Origin of the sequence: Actinomadura sp. NPDC048032 (genome assembly GCF_040653175.1) — a bacterium.
Classification (GTDB): Bacteria; Actinomycetota; Actinomycetes; order Streptosporangiales; family Streptosporangiaceae; genus Spirillospora; species Spirillospora verrucosospora.
Genome location: NZ_JBEZJP010000026.1, coordinates 1 through 18104, shown reverse-complemented (window position 1 = coordinate 18104; position 18104 = coordinate 1). Strand labels below are relative to the sequence as shown.

At 72.3% G+C, this 18104-nt stretch carries 15 protein-coding genes; 11 read left to right on the top strand and 4 right to left on the bottom strand.

The genetic code is table 11. The features are described 5' to 3' along the window. Positions 1 to 174 precede the first annotated feature (174 nt). The 4 genes from AB0C69_RS06160 (at position 175) to AB0C69_RS06145 (ending at position 4251) form a co-directional block, all read left to right on the top strand. On the top strand, positions 175 to 738 hold the full coding sequence (locus AB0C69_RS06160; RefSeq protein WP_360350434.1) for a GNAT family N-acetyltransferase: 564 nt from the start codon (positions 175 to 177) through the stop codon (positions 736 to 738). 223 nt (positions 739 to 961) lie between these two features. Further along, positions 962 to 1594: a hypothetical protein gene (locus AB0C69_RS06155; RefSeq protein WP_360350431.1), complete on the top strand. Its 633-nt coding sequence runs from the start codon at positions 962 to 964 to the stop codon at positions 1592 to 1594. 45 nt (positions 1595 to 1639) lie between these two features. Beyond that, positions 1640 to 2041, top strand: a complete 402-nt coding sequence (locus AB0C69_RS06150; RefSeq protein ID WP_360350428.1) for an NAD-dependent epimerase/dehydratase family protein — start codon at positions 1640 to 1642, stop codon at positions 2039 to 2041. Next, positions 2029 to 4251, top strand: a complete 2223-nt coding sequence (locus AB0C69_RS06145) for a transglutaminaseTgpA domain-containing protein (protein ID WP_360350425.1) — start codon at positions 2029 to 2031, stop codon at positions 4249 to 4251. The genes AB0C69_RS06150 and AB0C69_RS06145 overlap by 13 nt, the downstream gene beginning before the upstream one ends. Here AB0C69_RS06145 and AB0C69_RS06140 read toward each other — a convergent pair. From AB0C69_RS06140 to AB0C69_RS06125, 4 genes are all read right to left on the bottom strand, one after another. After that, positions 4227 to 6470, bottom strand: a complete 2244-nt coding sequence (locus AB0C69_RS06140) for a protein kinase (RefSeq protein ID WP_360350422.1) — start codon at positions 6468 to 6470, stop codon at positions 4227 to 4229. The two genes, AB0C69_RS06145 and AB0C69_RS06140, sit on opposite strands and share 25 nt — an antisense overlap. 148 nt (positions 6471 to 6618) lie before the next feature. After that, complete coding sequence (locus tag AB0C69_RS06135) at positions 6619 to 8436, bottom strand: TraM recognition domain-containing protein (protein ID WP_353835230.1); 1818 nt, start codon at positions 8434 to 8436, stop codon at positions 6619 to 6621. Positions 8437 to 8463: 27 nt separating this feature from the next. Beyond that, complete coding sequence (locus AB0C69_RS06130; protein ID WP_360350418.1) at positions 8464 to 9048, bottom strand: hypothetical protein; 585 nt, start codon at positions 9046 to 9048, stop codon at positions 8464 to 8466. Positions 9049 to 9109: 61 nt separating this feature from the next. Then, positions 9110 to 10282, bottom strand: coding sequence for a lytic transglycosylase domain-containing protein (locus tag AB0C69_RS06125; protein WP_360350415.1), 1173 nt, complete (start codon positions 10280 to 10282; stop codon positions 9110 to 9112). 499 nt (positions 10283 to 10781) lie between these two features. Between AB0C69_RS06125 and AB0C69_RS06120 the strand changes: the two genes are divergently transcribed. The 7 genes from AB0C69_RS06120 to AB0C69_RS06090 all read left to right on the top strand — a co-directional run. Beyond that, positions 10782 to 11252 (top strand): DUF6668 family protein, encoded by a 471-nt coding sequence (locus tag AB0C69_RS06120; protein WP_345179635.1) that lies wholly within the window; start codon positions 10782 to 10784, stop codon positions 11250 to 11252. Positions 11253 to 11504: 252 nt separating this feature from the next. Then, positions 11505 to 11813, top strand: a complete 309-nt coding sequence (locus AB0C69_RS06115; RefSeq protein ID WP_345179637.1) for a hypothetical protein — start codon at positions 11505 to 11507, stop codon at positions 11811 to 11813. Between the two features lie 68 nt (positions 11814 to 11881). Further along, a complete protein-coding gene (locus AB0C69_RS06110) occupies positions 11882 to 12901 on the top strand; it encodes a hypothetical protein (RefSeq protein ID WP_360350411.1) in 1020 nt (339 codons plus the stop codon). 70 nt (positions 12902 to 12971) lie between these two features. After that, positions 12972 to 14438 (top strand): hypothetical protein, encoded by a 1467-nt coding sequence (locus tag AB0C69_RS06105; RefSeq protein WP_360350408.1) that lies wholly within the window; start codon positions 12972 to 12974, stop codon positions 14436 to 14438. Positions 14439 to 14462: 24 nt separating this feature from the next. Beyond that, positions 14463 to 15944 (top strand): SCO6880 family protein, encoded by a 1482-nt coding sequence (locus AB0C69_RS06100; RefSeq protein ID WP_360350405.1) that lies wholly within the window; start codon positions 14463 to 14465, stop codon positions 15942 to 15944. After that, a complete protein-coding gene (locus AB0C69_RS06095) occupies positions 15941 to 17515 on the top strand; it encodes an ATP/GTP-binding protein (RefSeq protein WP_360350402.1) in 1575 nt (524 codons plus the stop codon). The genes AB0C69_RS06100 and AB0C69_RS06095 overlap by 4 nt, the downstream gene beginning before the upstream one ends. 73 nt (positions 17516 to 17588) lie before the next feature. Then, positions 17589 to 18104 (top strand): protein kinase (locus AB0C69_RS06090; protein ID WP_360350399.1); only part of this gene is annotated, 516 nt, incomplete at its 3' end.

Sequence of the window (18104 nt, the reverse complement as noted above, 5' to 3'; positions counted from 1 at the left end):
GAGGGACCTCCCTGTCCGGGTATCCGATCGCATGAGATTGTAGAGACGAAGCCGGACGTTTTCGATCATTTGCGACCTACAGCCCAAATAGGACCGTTCCAAGGACAGAACGCCCATCGAACGAGATGATCACGCGGGTGGCCGTCTCCTCGGCGGATCGGAGGACTCGGCGCCGTGCAGGTATTCCTCACCACCGACCGGCTGCTGCTGCGGCGGTTCACCGAGAACGACCTGGACGAGCTGGTCCGGCTCGACGGCGACCCGGAGGTCATGCGGTTCCTGACCGGCGGCAGGCCGACCCCCCGCGCCCACCTGAGGGACCAGACCCTCGCCAGGATCCTCGACTGGTACGAGCGGGGCGCGCTCAGCCGGTGGGCCGCGGTCGAGCGCTCCTCCGGCGACTTCATCGGCTGGCTGGCCCTCGAACCGGGCGACGGCCACGACGCCCGGCAGGCCGAACTCGGCTACTGCCTGCGCGCCGCCAGCTGGGGACGGGGATACGCCACCGAAGCGTCGCGGGCTCTGATCGCCAAGGCGTTCACCGACCTCGGCGTCCACCGCGTCTTCGCCCAGACCATGGCCGTCAACGCCGCCTCCCGCCGCGTCATGGAGAAGTCCGGCCTGACCTACCTGCGCACCTTCCACCGGCACTGGGACGACCCCATCCCCGGCACCGAACACGGCGAGGTCGAATACGAACTCCACCGCGCCGACTGGGCGCGCCGCCGCGACACCTGACCCTGCGGATTTCCGCAGGACGCGGGGTGCGGCGAGGACGACGGAACCCGGCGGCCGGCCGATCGGAGGTGGCGGGGTGCCAGTGGCCGGGGCGATGCGCGAGCAGGTAGGGCCCGGGGCGCGGGGGTTGGGGTCCTAGGGCCCTGAATCCGGAATCGGCTTTCTTCGAAGAATGGCTCGTGCGACCCAAGGGATGGGTCGGGTCATAGAGGGGAATTCCCGGATGAAGAAGGCAGGGTTGACGCTCGCCGGTGTGGCCGTCCTCGGCACCGCGGCCGTGGTGGGGACGACGGTGGTGTCCGGCGGGGAGGCCAGGCCGGCCACCAGTGTCGCGGCGAAGAAGGAGCTCGGCGCGCAGGCGGGAAAGGCCGGTGCGTCGGCGAAGAACGGCCTGAAGTGCACCGACAAGCGGGTCGCGCGCGGGAAGCGGCACTTCGCCGGAACCTGGACCCGCTGGGAGAACCAGGACCCGTGGACCGTCTCGGGCTGGGGTCCCGGCACCCTGGACGCCTCCACCACCTTCACGATCGGGCACACGGTCACCGTCTCCCTCGGCGCCACGGTGGAGAGCATCAACGCCACCCTCGGGTACCAGGGCAACCTGCAGTGGCAGAAGGGCTTCCGCTACGCGCCGAATCTGGAGCACAAGAGGCACTACCAGATCGACATCGGCCGGGCGTACAAGATCTACCAGTTCGACGTGTACGAGCCGACCGGCAGGTGGATGGCCGACCTGTCCGGGACGGGGCGCAGCCAGTGCGTCGGCCTGCACGACGTCTACGTGGGCAAGGGCAAGGCGCTGAAGTTCTGGCGGTACGACCACCGCCTCCGCGTCATCCCCAAGAAGAAGCGCTGACCGGCGCCGCTGGACAAAATAGGTAGACCGGTCTACTTTTTCGCCATGACGTTGAGCGAGGGTGCGGCCGGCGAGGCCCTGGTCCTGGGGGCGACGGGGTTCATCGGCCGGTGGCTGGTGGCGGAGCTGCTGGAACGGGGGCGGCCGGTCGTCGCGGCCGTCAGGGGCGGCGGTGCGCGCGGCGGTGAGCTGCGGGGATGGTTGCGGGAGCACGGCGTGGTGGGCCCGGGGGGGGGGGTGGGGGGGGGCGCCGCGGGGGGGGCGCCGGCCCCCCCCCCCGCGGCCATGCGGCTGCTCGCGGCGCGGCACACCGTCTCCCTGGTCGGCCTGATCGGCCCCGGCGACGGCGGGGGCCTCGTGCCGCCCGCCGGGGTGCGGCTGCTGCGCGCGCCCGACGCGGCCGGCTTCGCCGAGCGGTGGAACGAGAGCCGCTGGTGGGCGCAGTGAACCGGATCCGGGCCGCGCTGTCGTCCGCCGCCGTCGCGCTGGCCTCCGCCGCGTCGGCGCCGCTGCTCGCGGCCGGGTACGACCGGCCCCTTCCCGCGTTCACGGTGCTGGCGGTGACCGCGGCCCTCGCCGTCGCGGTGACGTCGGCCGCGTACCGGATGCTGCGCGGCCTCGGCCCCGCCGCGATCCTGGCGGGCCTGCCCGTCGCCGCGGTCTGGCTGGTCGTCCTGGCCTCCTGGGCCCCCGGGCCGGTCAAGGGACCGGTGCCGGGCGCCGCGGACGCGGTGCTGCACTCGGGCGCCCGCATCCTCACGACCTCGCCGCGGGCCCCGGTGACCGTGGACCTGCTGGCGTTCCCGGTGGCGGCGATCTGGCTGGCCGCGGCCATCGCGACGGTGCTGCGCCGCGACGGGCGCGTCCTGCCCGCGCTGCTGCCCGGTGCGCTGCTCCTGTGCGGGGCCACGGCGCTCAACCCGCAGGCGGCCGGGCCCGGCTACTGGTCGGCCGCCCTGGTCGCCGCCTGCGCCGCCGTGCTGCTGGCCGCCGCACCGCGTGCCCGTCCGGACACCGCGAGCGCCGGGTTCACCGTGCGCGTTCCGGACCTGGCGGACGCGGGGCCCGCGCCCGCCCGCCGCCGGCCTCGCCCGCGCGTCGGCGCGATGGTCGCGGCGGTGGCCTGCGCGGTGGCCCTGCCCGGGGCCGTCGCCGCGGTCGGCGGGTCCGGCATGCTGGACGACTGGCCGGTCAAGGCAGCCGATCCCCGCCGGGCCGCCGAGGCCCCCGAGGCGCCGGCCGAGGAACGCAACCCCCTGGCGTACCTCTCGGCATGGTCGGCCGAGCCCGATGTGCCGTTGCTGAACGTGTCGGGGCCGAAGACCCAACTGCGGTGGGCCGTGCTCTCCGAGTTCACCGGGCCGACCTGGCTGCCCGACAGCACCTACCTTCTCAGCGGGGCGACCCTGCTCCCTCCCGCCGACATGCCTCCGAAGACGGTGCGGACGAGCGTGCGCGTCTCGGTCGGCAGGCTGCCCGGCCGCTGGGTGCCGGTCCCCGGCATCCCGACCCGGGTGGACGGTCTCGCGGTCGAGCAGGACCAGGAGTCCGGCACGCTCCTGTCGTCGGACGGCCCGGTGGCCGGGCGGAAGTACGCCGCGACGGGCGAGGTTCCGGAGTGGAGCGGCTCGCAGGCGGCCGGAGCCGTGATCGACTCCGGCGAGCAGTACCAGCGCTACCTCCGGCTGCCGCCCGGTGCGCCGGGCAAGCTCGAGGAGATCGCCCTCGCGGCCGCGGGGGACGGCACCGCGCACCAGCGCGCGTCCCGCCTCGCCGCGTACCTGCGCGCCTCCTACACCTTCAAGCCGGGCGCGCCGGGCGGGCACGGCTACGCCGAACTCGCGAAGCTGCTCGTCGCCCCGGGCCGCCGGGGCGGCGGCGCGACGTCGGAGCAGTTCGCCAGCGCGTTCGCGGTGCTGGCGAGGGCGGCCGGTCTGCCGAGCCGGGTGGCGGTCGGGTTCGGGCCGGGCAGCGGCGACCGCGAACGGGTGGTCCGCACCGGCGACGCGGTGGCCTGGGGCGAGATCTACTTCCGGGGCCTGGGCTGGGTGCCCTACGACCCGAACCCGCGCGAGCGTACGCAGGCGTCCCCCCAGACCGGTTCCGGGAAGCGGATCGAAGAAGGCGATGAGCCGTCCGACGGTCCCGATGCCCAGGACCTCGGCGACCAGGGCGGTGCGGGCGGCGGCGGGCGCTCGGGTTCGGGCTCGGGCCCGGAGGGCCTGCTCGTTCTCCCGGCGCTGGTCCTGCTGGCCTTCCTGATCGGGGCGCCGCTGCTGGGCGCGATCCGGTCCCGGCGGCTGCGCCGGGGCGCCGCGCCCGACCGGATCCGGGCGGCCTGGACGGAGTTGCTGGTGGCGACGCGCGTCGCGGGGCTGCCCGTTCCCGCGTCCGCCACCCCGGTCGAGATGGTGGAGCGGCTCGCGCGGGAACTGCCGCGCACCGACCCCGCCCGGCTGCGCAGGGTGGGCCGCCTGGTGAACGCCGTCCGCTACGGGGGCTCGGTCACCCTGGAGGACGCCGCGTTCACGGTCTCGGAGGTCCGTTCCGTGACCGCCGCGCTGCGCCGCTCCCGGCCGCTGCCGCGCCGCCTGCTCTGGTGGTGGGACCCGCGCGCGCCGCTGTGGGCGGCTCAGCCCTCCCGCTTGCCGCGGTGAGTGCAGACGGGCTTGGCGTAGGCGACCCGGTCGACGTCCAGCACGGCGACGACCGTCAGGCAGTACTCCACGCTCGGGTTCAGGGCGAGGATCGTGGCCTTCGCGGTCCCCGCCGGCACGTTGGCCATGGTGGACGGCGTGCGCCCCGCCGGACCGCCGACCACGTAGTACGCGGCCTTGCCGCTGGTGGCGTCCTTCCAGCTGATCTCGATCGAGACGCGGTTGTCGACGATCTGCACCTGGCTCGGGCTGAACTTGGTCTCCGGTCGCACCGCCGTCGGGGTGGACGTGGGCGTCGGCGAGCCCGAGCTGGGCGCGGGCGCGGGGGCGGCGGGAGCCTGCGACGCGGGAGCCCGCGAGGCGGGCGGCGACGCCGCGGGCGGGTCCGCACGGCGCCGGTCGGCCGAGCCTGAGCCCGTCAGGAGGGCGATCACGCTGAACACGACCGCGGCGAGCACGAGCCCCACCAGCGCCAGCAGCACGATCCGGGGGCGCTGCGACTTCGCGGGCTCCCCCTGCTGGGTGAAAGGCCCCTGCGGTTCCGCGAAGTGCAGCGGCTGGTCCGCGAATTCCGTGAGCGGCGCCTGCGGCTCCTCGAAGGGCACGTGCCGGTACGAGGGCTGTGCATACTGCTGCGGGGGCGGCGCCTGCTGTCCCTCGAACGGCATCTGCTCGTAGGTGGACGGCGCCTGCTGTTCCGCGAAGGCCGCCTGCCACTCCGCGAAGGACGCCTGCGGCCCTCCCGGGGAGACCTGCGTTTCCGCCGACGGCGTTCGCGGTTCCGCGAAGTGCACCTGCTGGTCTTCCAAGGGCGCCTGCTGCCCCCCGAAGTGCACCTGCTGGTCCTCGAAGGGCGCCTGCGGTTCCGCGAAGTGCACCTCCTGGTCAGCGAGAGGCACCTGCGGCTCCGGGACGGCGGCCGGCGCCGGAACGGGCTCCGGTGCCGCCTTGTCCCACGGCGACCAAGGCGCGTATTCCCCAGGGACGTCGTGCGGGGGAACGGCGCGGAGCCCTTCCTCCAGCGCCTCGACGAACGCACGCGCCGTCGGGTACCGGTCGGCGGGCTCGCTCGCCAGCGCCTTTCCGAGGACGTTCCCGAGCCACTCCGGCACGTCGTCGCGCGGCACCCGGGGAGCCGCCTCGTCCGGGGCGCGTCCGCCGCCGGTGGCGAAGGGGGCGCGCCCAGCCAGCAGGCCCCACAGGGTGGCGCCGAGCCCGTACACGTCGGCCTGCACGGTCTGCGGACGCCCCAGCAGCGCCTCCGGAGCGGCGAACCCGGGCTCGACGCGGTCCCGGGCGACCGGCGCCAGGACGCCCGGCGCGGTGTGCGCCGCCAGTCCCCGCGCGGTCGCCGGGCCGGTGAGCAGCGGTCCCGCTTCGCCCCGCATGATCCGGCTCGGACGGACGTCACCGTGCACCAGTCCCTCGTCGTGCAGCGCCTGCAGGGCCCGGCCCGTCGCGACGGCGGTCCCGACCGCGTCCGCGACCGGCAGAGGCTCCGGCGGGAGAGCGCCGGCGGGGCAGTACACGGCCACCGTGTACCGCTGCCCGCTCGTGGCGCGGCCGCTCTCCAGCACGCTCACCAGGTGCTCGCTGCGGGAGGCGCGTTCGAGGGCGGCCAGTTCCTCCGCCGGGGTCTCGGAACCGTCGAGCCGCACCCTGACGGCGACCTCGGCGCCGGACTCCTCGTGCACGGCGCGGTAGGTCACCGAGCCGGCGCCGCGACGGAGGATCGACAGCCCGCCGTACCCGGGGAGCAGGCTCGACGAGTCGGCGCGGGGGGCGGCGGCGACCCTCAGCTCGGGCGGGGGGCTGTCGGACGGCCAGGTGAACGTCGTCCCCGCCGGGCCCGGCGCCGGCTCGGACCGGGGGGCGCCGAGCAGCTCCAGCAGCTCCGCCAGGGTCAGCGGCTTCGCAGTCGCGATCACTTCGGGGGCGAAGACGTCGCCGCGCTCGGTGAAGAAACCGTGCACGATCACGGTGTGGCCGCTCGCCGCCAGCCTGTCGGCCAGGAAGGGGACACCGGCCTCCGGAAGGTCCTCCTCGAAGTCCGGCGCGAACATGAACGCCGCCGGGGCGCGGACCCTGCCGCTCTTGGACAGGTCACGCAGCCCGCTGGCGGAGGCGGCGTCGAACACGGCGGGGAAACGACCCGTGGCGCGCAGCCTCTGGGCGAGGTCCGGGTTCCCCGCCACGATGAGGTTCGGTGCGGTGACCATTACCTCGGGCCCCGGACGAGAAGGTCGGACGTCGGCACAGGGACCCTCCTCGCTGACCTGTCGACGAATGTATAGCCCATCCCTTCTAGACGTCCGTGCGCGCCGTCATTGCGCAACCCTCCTCGGGCTCCCGATCCGCCGCTCGATCTCACCAGACGACGGCGGACTCGTCGCCTTCCTCGTCGCCCGGCGCGGCCACGTCGTGGAGCGTGGCGGTCGGGGCCGGCTGACCGGCGTGCATCTTCTGGATCATCGCCTCGGCCGCCGCCTTGCCCCTCGCGATGGCGTCCCGGTCACCGCGCTTCCACCAGGGGGTGAGCCACATCTCGACGGGACGGGCGGTGCCGGCGACGACGGCGGCGCGGCCGAACGGCATCGTCCGCAGCTCCTCGGGGCTGAGGATGTGCTTCCCCTCGTGCTTGCCCACGAGGTCGGCGAGGTCGGAGAGGTCCTTGACCGTGCCGGAGCCGCCCGAAATGATCTTGACGGTGGCGTTGTCCCACAGGGACGCGGCGCCGTCCGTGCCCCACACCCGGCGGGCCTCCGCCAGGGACGTCAGGTAGACGTGCACGCTGATCGAGTAGCCGCCGGACTCGCCCATGTAGGTGGCGAGGCCGCCGAGGGGGCAGATGTCGGCCACCTGGTTCAGCTCGAACGTCAGCGGCGGGTCGAGGCGGCCGCTCGGATTCTTCATCGCCGTGCCGCGCGCGCTGCGGAAGTACTGCTCGATGATGGTCGTGACGATGGGGGCGATGCCGCCCCAGTCGCTCTGCTTCTTGGAGACGAAGTACAGGGTGTTCCGGCCCTGGAGGAACTTCCGGAAGTCGAACTCCTCACCGGGGTCCGGCGTGCAGTCCGCCAGCACCTCGGGCTGCGAGAAGCACGACATGACCTGGATCACTCCGGACCACATGCTCTCGTTCCGCATGTTGAACTCGAGCGCCCCGGTATATCCGGGGGCGGTCCGCCCCTCGCGCTCGCCCTGGCGCAGGATCTCCAGCGCCTCCTCGCCGTTGGCCTCGTAGACCCAGCGCATCACCTCGCGGAAGTTGAGCCGGCCGATCGCGCCGGCGTGCAGCAGGCAGCGGATGATCGTCATGATGCCGCCGAGCAGGCTGCCGCCTTCGTGCCCGATGTCGAAACCGCTCGTCTGGACGAGCGTGCCCGCCCGGACCGCGCACACGTTCGGGTCCTCGCACCCCTGCAGCGGCGACCAGCGCATCCGGTTCGGCCAGCCGGTCCAGTTGAACGGGTCGAAGACGTACACCTCGCCGAACTGCGACCGCACCATGGCCGTGTTGATGAACGTCTCGCGGCGGCTGGACGTGACGATGCAGGGGCCGGGCGCGTCGATGGTGAACGGCGTGACGAAGTGCACGTCCTTCCCCTGGCGCGGCGCCGCGAGGATGATCGCGGTGTCCTCCAGGGACGCGTACAGCTTCCGCCGGGACCTGATGTCCCGGCCGATGTAGAACCCGACGTCCTCGGGCTTCACCGAGCGGGCGGGAACGTTCTGCGTCGACGGCCGGACCTGTGCGGCCTTGCTCTGGACGGTCCGGGCGCTCAGCAGCTTGCGGACCTCCCAGCCGGAGGCGAAGCCCAGCCGCAGCCGGCGCCACGTCCGGTGGCGCCGCCAGTTCAGCAGGAGCCGGATCAGGACGTAGGCGCCGAGGGCCATCGCCAGGAGCAGCACGGCGAGCAGGCCGAAGAAGATCGGGGCCGACCCCAGGGCCGCCGCCGCCGCGGGCGGCCACGCGCCGCGCGGATCGTTCGGATGGCGCACGAGGTTGTAGGTGATGCGCAGGCAGTCCGTCGGGCTGGAATCCGGCCATCCGCCGCCCGAAAGGACCCCGGACAACTGGCCCGCCAACCACGTCAGGAAACTGCTCGCCCCGCCCAGCAGCGCGCTCACAAAGCCAATACCTATGAAGACCACGTAAACGTCGTCGTCGTCATTGCCGGCCATAGAGCCTCCTCAATCGTGATGTCCGGTTCAAGCGGTTCCGACCGCCGACACGCGCCACGGGGCGCTCGGATCCTTGCGCCGGAGGGTGACGAACGCGGTGGCGTGGACGGGGGAGCCCTTCCAGCCGTCCCGGCCGGTGGGCGTGACGGTGATCCCCCATCCCCGGTGAGCCAGCGTGGGCGTGTCGGCGGGGACGTCGCCTTCGGGGGTTCGCCGGGCGAGGCGGACCTTGGCGTAGGCATGGTGCTCGGTCCACTGCCCGGGAACGACGCCGCCGGGCTGGTCGGAGACGGACACCTTGTAGAAGTCGTCCAGAAGGGGCATCGCTCGCTGGTAGGCGTCGCGCTGGCTGTGATCGGTGGTGGAGTCGACGAGCCACATCAGGGTGAGCGCCGCCTTGGACACCGCCGTGGCGTCGTAGTGGTCGAGCCGGGTGAGGTCGGGAAGGCCGCCGGGCACTTTCGGGGACGCGGTCGCAGGCGGCGGAGAGGAGATCGCACTGGTGGGGGCGGTGCTGGGGGCCGGTGTGGCCCGGGGCGTCCCGCAGGAGGCGAGGGCGCAGGTGAGCGCGGCGAGGAACACGATGCGCGGCGGGCGTCCGGGGGCGGCCATGGGCTCCTTCCGAAGGGCGGCGGGCGGATGCGTGCCGCGGCGCGGCCGGGCGGCCCCGTGGTCAGGCAGCACGTACGTCGCCCAGCACGGAGATGTGGACGTGGTCGTAGTGGTTGGCCGTCAGGCCGCCGCGGTCCTCCATCTGCCGCCAGCCCTCGCCGGCCCTGTCGGGGTTCCAGATGTGCTGGCGGTAGATGATGTACATGATGCCGAGGCGCCCGGCGTTGGCCTTGGCCCAGTTGGCGATGTCGTAGCCGAGCTGGACCTCGCGGGCGTTCGGCGCCCCTGAGCTGATCATGAAGTCGCAGGCGCGGCCGAGGGGGTGTTCGCCCCCACCGGGGATGCCGCCGTTGGCGCGGTAGCAGCCGATCCCGCGCGGGACGCCGAACAGGGTCTTGATCTGGTCGCGGACGCAGGCCGTCCGCTTGGTGATGTTGCCTTCGACCATGCCCCCGCCCGCGGGGCAGACCGATCCCGGCTTCCAGTTGCCGCCGTCGCCGAACGAGGCGCATGATGCTCCGGCATTGTTCTGACCGCCGAGGGAGAACTTGCCGCCCGCGTAGCGTTCGGCCCACGACAGCACCAGGTTCACATAGTCCGTGGAATGGTTGTAGGCGAAGATCGCCTTTCTGGTGTCACCGGGCGCGCCGCTGGCGTGCAGATAGTTCGCGGCACTGAAAATTGCGTCCGCCGGGTCGTAGCGGCTCTTTTTACCGTCGTTGTTCCCGTCGACCGCATAAGCGTTGAAGGTGCTCTGCAGGAACTGCATCGGGCCGCCCGCGCCGGCGTAGTTCTCCCCCGAGGAAACGCCCGGAAGTTTGGACCGCCCGTGGTCGGTCTCCACCTTTCCGATTCCGGCGATCAGGTACCAGGGAATGCCGTACTTCGGGCCCGCGGCCTTGTACAGCTGGACGTAGTTGGCGGGAATGCTGTCCGTGGGGGCCTTGGCCGCCGCGGCGACGTTCCGCACGGCTCCGGCGTCGAGGGACCCTCCGGCCTGAGCGCGGCGGTAGACCACCGGCGCCACGGTCGGGCCGCCCGTCCGGCTCGGCTTGGGCGCCGGGCTCAGCAGGTCGGGGCCGTCGGGGTTCGCCGGTCCGCAGGCGAAGGTGGCGCCGGGCGCGAGCATGTTCTGGACCGCCACGAACATCGCCGCGACCAGGAGCGCTGCGATGGCCATCGACCCGAAGCAGCCCGTCCTGAAGATCAGCTTGCCCAGGCTGAAGGTCACCATCGGGGATCATTCCCGGAACAGTTGATGATGTGGCCCTCCCAGATCGGCGGTGACGTCGCCGACCCTCCCGCCGGGGGCGGAGGGCCGAGCCGCCACCGTCGGCGTCCTCTTCGGGCGTGCCTCGCCTGCACGGACCCGCCGACCAAGACAGTGCGGTCAACGCGCGGTGATGCAAGGTGGGTCCTGCGGTCGCGCGCGGGAACGGGCGCCGGGAGACCGCAGGCCGACGGGTTGACGGGAGCGGCGGCTCGCGGACGGTCGGTCCCAGTAGATTGATCTCCGCTGGTGCGGAGCCAGCAGGCCAGAGCAGAGCCGCTCGTGACTTTCCCGGAGGTGGGCACCCGTGGTGCGGGCAACGGAGAGCGGCGGCCCGCAGCGCGGGGGGACCGGCCCCGAGGGGCTGCCGAGCGTGCCGGGCTCGGCATATCCTGTTCGGCAGACCCGACCTCAGCACGAGGGGTATGCTGCCCAAGCGGTCATACCAGCAGAACAAGGACCGGTGCCGAGAAGCACGCTCGGACTGGTCACCTACAACGGACGAGCTCCAGGGATCTGGCTCTCCTCCTGCCATGGGGGAGCCGGCGCCTCCACACTCGCCGCGCTCATCCCCAACAGTGTGAGCGCGGGACGCTACTGGCCGACGCCCGCGCCCCCGGGGCAGTCCCAGGTGCTGCTCGTCGCCAGGAGCCACGCCGCAGGGCTGTGCGCCGCCCAGGCGGCCGTGGCCCAGTGGGCGGCGGGAACCCTCCCGAGCGTCCAGCTGATCGGTCTGGCCGTGGTGGCCGACGCTCCAGGAAAGCGTCCGAAGCCGCTGGCGGACCTCATGCGTCTGATCGCCGGCGGAGTCCCGCGTCTCTGGGACCTGCCGTGGGTCGAGGCCTTCCGCCTCGGCGACCCTCCGGACAAGGTGCGGCTTCCCCCCGCCTACGCGCGTCTGGTCCGCGACGTGGGCGGTCCGGTCCCCTCCTGATCGCAACAGAGTCGCCGCCCTGCGGCGCTTGCCGATCAGTGCGGCCCCCGGACCGTCCAGTACAAGTACAGAACCGTGCTCGGAAGGAGCCCGCCGGTCCAGCGCTGACAGGCGGCGACCCCTTCCAGAATGGGGCCCATCGATCGCGCGGACGGCGGATGCGTCGCGACGCGCGCCGGTGAGCCCCGGCCAAGTCGCCGTCCGCCGACTCCGGCCGGACAGACCCTCATCGCATCATCTCGGAGGACGCGCATGCTCGACGCGACGATCACGTGGACGGCCCACCTGCTCGACCATGCGGCTGCCCTTGCCAGGGACATCCCGAACCCGGGGCAGGGCGAGGCGCCGCCGTTCGCGAACAAGATCGAGAAGCTGCTCGGCTGGGCGGCGTGGGGCGGCCTGCTCGCCTGCGTGGCGGGTTTCGTCATCATCGGCGCCCGGATGGGGATCCAGCACAAGAAGGGCGAGGGGGGCAGTCACCTCGGAAGCATGTTCATCGTGGGCTTCGGCTGCCTGCTCATCGTGAGCGCCGGACTGATCGTCAGAAACCTCGCGGCTTGAGGCCGGCGCCCCGGCACCTCCGCGCAGGCGGCAGGGGCCGCAGGGGCCGGGCGCCCGCGCGCCGGCGCGTGTCGGTCCTGTCCGCCGCGCTGCTGGCGCTGGGCGCCGCCCTGCTCACGATCAGTCTTCTCCCCGCTCCCGCACCGGAGATCGCCCTGGACGGGCAGCGCGGGGCGGCCTCGTTGGAACGCTCTGAACCGGCCGGTCCGCTCGCCGCGGGCCCGGCGCGGCTCGCGGTCGAGGCCCTCCCGGCCGTCCAGGGACCGGGCCGGGTGGCGACCGTCGGCTTCGCGGCGCTGGGAGCGCCCGTCGACTGGGACAAGACGAAGGACATCGAGACGATCGACACCGACCCCGGCGGCAAGCTCCAGTTCGACCCGGAGTCGGGCCGGATCAGAGTGTGCGACACCAACGAAGACGGCCACGTCGCGCGCGGCTACGCCATCCTCGACGGGCGCGAGGTGGCCTTCGTGCACAAGGGCACGAAGGGGCATTGCGACGAGATCCAGATCCCCGACTACAAGCGCAGCACGAACTACCAGTTCAAGGTCTGCATCGCCAGGAGCAATTCAGATCCGGACGGCTACTGCAATACCAGCACCAGCACCCAGTGGCCGAAGGAAGACAAGAAGAACGACTCCTGCTGGGATCTGAAGACCGACGACGAGAAGATCGACTGCGTGGGGGGTGTGGAGGAGTTCTGCAACCAGTGGCAGCACACCAGTGGAATGTTCCCCAAGCAGTGCGAGAAGGACCATTCTGACAAGAAGCCGAACGTTCTGAAGCCTCCCATCGGCAGAAAGCCGGACGTCAACGCCAGGCCCGACGCTTCGCTGCCGCGCGGCCACGCGAAGGGCGTGGGCGAGGTCACCGAACCGATCCAACCCTTGCTCCGCTGGATGATCTGGACGGCGCTGGCGGCATGCGTCCTGGGCTTCATCCTGGTCGGAGGAAAAATGGGGGTCAAGCACAAGAGGGGCGAGTTCGGATCGCACGCCGCCGACCTGAGGTGGGTGCTGCTCGCGTGCGTCATGGCGGGCTCAGGGCTGGCCCTCGCGTTCGTCACCCTTCTGGTCGATGATTTCTGAGAAGAAGGCCCGTCGTGTTTAGGTCGAGCGACTTCGCAATCTCCGCTCCACGCCGTTCAGGGGGTTCGTAATGGACGATCTCCTCAACCAGGCGTGGGCATGGCTCGTCAGTAAACTGCTGGACTGGGCGCTGTCGAGTTTCCAGACGTTCCTCACCTGGTGGATGAGCGACGCCTACAGCGTGCAGATGACCGGCGAACAGGGCGGAGTGCTCTACGGGATCCGCGAGTACAGCAACTGGATGACCGCCGGGGGAGCGTTCGTCGGCTTCCTCGTCGCGGCCTTCCGGATCGCGGTCAAACGCAAGGGCGCGCCGTTCAGACAGGCGATGTCCCAGTTCTTCGAACTGGCCGTCATCGTCCTGACGCTGGCCACGCTGGTCAACCTGCTGAACATCGCCGGGCAGAGGTACTCGCACTGGATCGTCGCGGGCATGGGCCCGAAGAACGACGCCTGGATCGACAACTGGAAGAACGGGATCGATCTCCTCGGCGGAAACCAGGACGACACCTCGTTCATCCTGGCCTTCTTCGCCCTCGCCGCAGCGCTCTCGTCGGCGATCCAGTTCGTTCTGATGCTCTTCCGCAACGGCGCTCTCGTCGTCCTGGTGGGAATTCTCCCGACGGTCGCCGCGGCCCGGTTCACCTCGTACGGAGACGCCGCCTACAAGCGATGCCTCGGCCTGCTGGTCGCCTTCGTCGCGGTCCAGCCGGTCATCGCGACGATCGACGCGAGTGCCCTGGCCCTGATGGCGTCCAAGTACGAGGCCGACCGCCTCGCCGGCCTGGCCCTCGCCGCCGGGTCGGTGTTCGCGATGCCGACGACCATCCGCGCCGTGATGCCCGTGGCCACGGAGGGCATGGGCTTCTTCGGCATCCGCCAGGTCGGCCACTTCACCTACGGCGGTACCGCGGTGACCATGCGCAGGTCGGCGACGGGTCTCTTCACCGGCCTGCTGGCGAGCGGTGGCGGCGGTGGCGGTGGCGGCGGCGGGGCGGCTCCCGCGCCGCGCACCCGCTCCGGCGGCGGCTGGGGCTGGGGCTGGGGTAACAGAGGCGGCGGCGCGGGCGGCGGCACGGGCGGCGGCGGAACGCCCCCCAGGCCGCCCAACGGCCCGGGCGGCGGACCAGGCGGCGGACCAGGCGGTGGCCCGGGCGGTGGCCCGGCCGGCGGACCGGGTGGCGGACCGACGGGTGGACCGACCGGCGGGCCGACCGGGGCACCGAGCGGTGGCCCGAGCGGCGGGCCGGGCAGCGGGTCGGGCAGCGGGTCGGGCAGTGGCTCGGGCAGTGGCCCGGGCGGCGGCGGAGGACCGCAGGGCCCGTCGGGCGCCGACCCTTCTTCCAGCGTCCCGCCGTATGACGTTCCCGCTCCCGACTTTTCCTCCATCGGAGGGAATGGCAGTCAGCCGCCGCCCTACCAGCCCCCCGATTCTGGTTCCTCCTCCAGCGGAGGTACCGGGTACTCGCCTCCGTCCGGGGGCGGTGGCCCGAGCGGCAGCAGCGGAAGCGGAAGCGGTCCCAGTGGCAGTGCGTAGCCGAAGGAATGAGGTGGAGGCGGCGTGACGTCCGACTACCGTGAACCCACGTACGGGAACTGGCGGAAGCCGGTGTCCCCTGGAATCGGGCGGCTGGGACTGGCGGGCACGCTGATCCTCATGGTCGGGCTGATCGTCATCACCCTGATCGCGACGTTGTCGCTGATGCTGGCCCTGCTCGGCGCCGTCGCGCTGGGGGTGGTCATGCTGCCGCTCGTCATCCAGGACGCGCATGGGCGGACCGCCCTCCAGTCGCTCACGGCACGGGTGACCTGGTGGTCGGGCCGCTCCCAGGGGTGGCACCTCTACCGTTCGGGACCGCTGAGCGTCGTCCCGCACGGCACGTGCCGCCTTCCGGGGCTGCTCGCCCAGTCCCGGCTGGTGGAGGGCCGCGACTCCTACGGGCGCCCGTTCGCCCTGGTCGTGATCCCGTCCACGAAGCACTACACCGTGGTGTTCGAGTGCAACGCCGAAGGTGCGGCGCTGGTCGACCAGACCCAGATCGACACGTGGGTCTCCCACTGGGGGCAGTGGCTGGCCTCGCTGAGCTACGAGCCGGGGCTGGTCTCCGCGAGCGTGACCATCGAGACGGCCCCCGACACCGGGACCCGCCTCCGGGAGGAGATCTACGCCAACACCGACCCGAACGCGCCCGAGCTGGCCCGGCAGGCCCTGGACGAGATCGTCTGGAACTACCCGGTGGGCAGCGCGCGGGTCTCCACCCGCATCGCGGTCACCTACGCGGCCCTGCCGCAACTCGGGGGCAAGCGGCGCGACCAGGACGCGATGGTGCGGGAGATCGGGATGCGCATTCCCGGACTGATCTCCGGGCTGGCGATGACCGGCGCCGGATCCGCCCGCGCGCTGACCGCGAAGGAACTCGCCCGCGCCGTGCGGATCGCCTACGACCCGGACGCGCAGAAGGTCCTGGAGGCCGCCGAGGACCAGGAGATCCGCTGGGAGGACGCCGGGCCGGTCGCGGCGCAGGAGTCGTGGGACCACTACGTCCACGACAGCGGCTGCTCCATCACCTGGGGCATGTCGGAGGCGCCGCGGGGCGAGGTGCTGTCCAACGTGATGACGGGGCTGGTGGCCCCGCACCACGACATCGCCCGCAAGCGCGTCACGTTCCTCTACCGTCCGCACGATCCGGCCTCCGCGGCCCGGATCGTGGAACGGGACCGCCGGGACTCGCGCTTCCGCCTCGACGGCGCCTCCAGCGCCGCCCGGAACGAGATCGACGTGATCAAGAGCGACCAGTCGGCCCTCGAGGAGGCCAGGGGAGCGGGAGTGATCCGGTTCACCGTCCTCATCACCGCCACCGTCCGCTCGGCCGAGGAGCTCCCGGTCGCGGCGGCGGCCGTCGACACCCTCACGGGCCCCGCGCGGCTGCGGCTGCGTCAGATGTACGGGTCGCAGGCGTCGGCGTTCGCGGCCGCCCTTCCGCTGGGCATCGTCATCCCCGACCACCTTCAGGTGCCGGCTCTGGTGCGGGAGGCCCTGTGAAGCGCCCCGCCGAACCGGTCCCCGGAGTGGTCGGAGAGCTCCTCGCCGAACAGGACGGCGAGAAGGGCAAGAAGAGCAAGAAGAAGAAGAAGGAGAAGAAGCCCAGGCCCGAGCTCAAGCCCGGGTTCCGGGGGTTCTCCCGCCGCGGCGGGGGCCGGGCCTCCTACGTGGAGATGCCGTCGGAATGGCGCGGGACCACGGTCCAGGTGTGCGGGCTGTGGCCGTTCGGGGCCGGGTCGGGAACGCCGATGGTGGGGGTGCCGCTCGGCCGCGAGCTGACCACCGGCGCGGCGCTGTGCTGCGACCCGATCTCGTGGTTCCAGCGGGCGAACCTGATCCACAACCCGTCGGCCCTGGTGCTGGGCAAGCCGGGGCTGGGCAAGTCGACGCTGATCCGCAGGATGGTGGTGGGGCTGGTCGGGCAGGGGGTGTTCCCCATGGTGCTCGGCGACCTGAAGCCCGACTACGTCGACCTGGTCCGGGCCATGGGCGGGCAGATCATCAAGCTCGGCCGCGGGCTCGGCTCGCTGAACGTGCTCGACCCGGGGGCGACGGCGCACGCGGCGGCCAGGCTTCCCGGGCCCGCGCGGGCCAAGCTGATCGCCGACGCGCACGGCCGCCGGCTGAACATGGTCAGCGCGCTGGTCACGCTGCTGCGCGGCGCGCCGATCGCCGACACCGAGCGCACCGTTCTGAACGCCGCCCTGCGGGTGCTGGACGAGCGCCACCGCGGCGTGCCCGTCCTGCCCGACCTCATCAAGGTGATCGACGACGGACCGGAGCGGCTGCGCGCGGTGACCCTCGCGCGCGGGGACGAGGCGCGGTACCGCGCGGCCGTCGACCCGCTGCACGCCTCGCTGCTCGGCGTCCTGGACGGTCCGATGGGCGAGACGTTCGCGCACCAGACCACCACCGCGATCGAGCTCGACAATCCGGGCGGCGTCTGCATCGACATCAGCGGGATCGACGACGCCGACGCCGAGCTGCAGGCCGCCGTCCTGCTGGCGTGCTGGTCGGACGGGTTCGGCTCGATCGAGGCCGCGCACGCGCTGGCCGACGAGGGGCTCGAACCGCAGCGGCACTTCTTCGTCGTCCTGGACGAGCTGTGGCGGGTGCTGCGGTCCGGGCGCGGCCTGGTGGACCGGGTCGACGCGCTCACCCGCCTCAACCGGCAGCGCGGCACGGGGCAGGTGATGATCACGCACACCATGGCCGACCTGCTGTCGCTGAGCGACCGCGCCGACCGGCTCAAGGCCAAGGGCTTCGCCGAGCGCGCGGGCATGGTGATCTGCGGCGGGCTGCCGCAGGCGGAGATGCCGATGGTGAACGAGGTGGTCCGGATGTCCTCCATCGAGGAGCGCATGATCATCGACTGGTCGACGCCGCCGTCCTGGAACCCCGAGCTCAAGCGGGACAGCGAGCCCCCGGGACGCGGGAGGTTCCTGGTCAAGGTCGGCGGCCGCCCGGGCATCCCGTTCAAGGTGGAGCTCACGTCCGTCGAGCGCGATGTCAACGACACCAACAAGCGCTGGACCAACTCGACCACGAGGCCTCCCGCCCAAGCCGTCTGAGGGCTGTTCGTCCGGCCGGCCGTGGAACATCCTTGTACCGGCGTGATGATGCGCGGCGGATGTGAGGGAAGCCGTGGCGAGACGGACATGGTGGCGGGGCGCGAGCGTCTACCGGCCGCCGCCGCCCGCGCCGACGCTCGTGGACCCCGCCACGTCCGCGGCGGCGGACGGCGTCCCGGAGGAGTGGGCGGTCGGTGACCGCATCCTGGACCTCTACGAGGTCCGCGAGCTGTACGGCGACGGCGGCATGGGGCTGGTCTACCGCGTCCGCCACCTCGGCTGGGACATCGACCTGGCCGTCAAGTGCCCGCGTCCCGGCATGCCGGCGAGCGAGGACCTGGTGCGGCTGTTCGTCCAGGAGGCCGAGACGTGGGTGGCGCTGGGGCTCCACCCCAACATCTGCACGTGCCACTACGTGCAGACGCTGGGCGCGGTTCCGCGGGTCTTCGCCGAGTTCGTCGACGGCGGAAGCCTGCGGCATTGGATCCGCGGGGGACGCCTGTACGAGGGCGGCCCGCGGGCGGCGCTGGAGCGGATCCTGGACGTGGCGATCCAGACCGCCTGGGGCCTGGCGCACGCGCACCGCCTC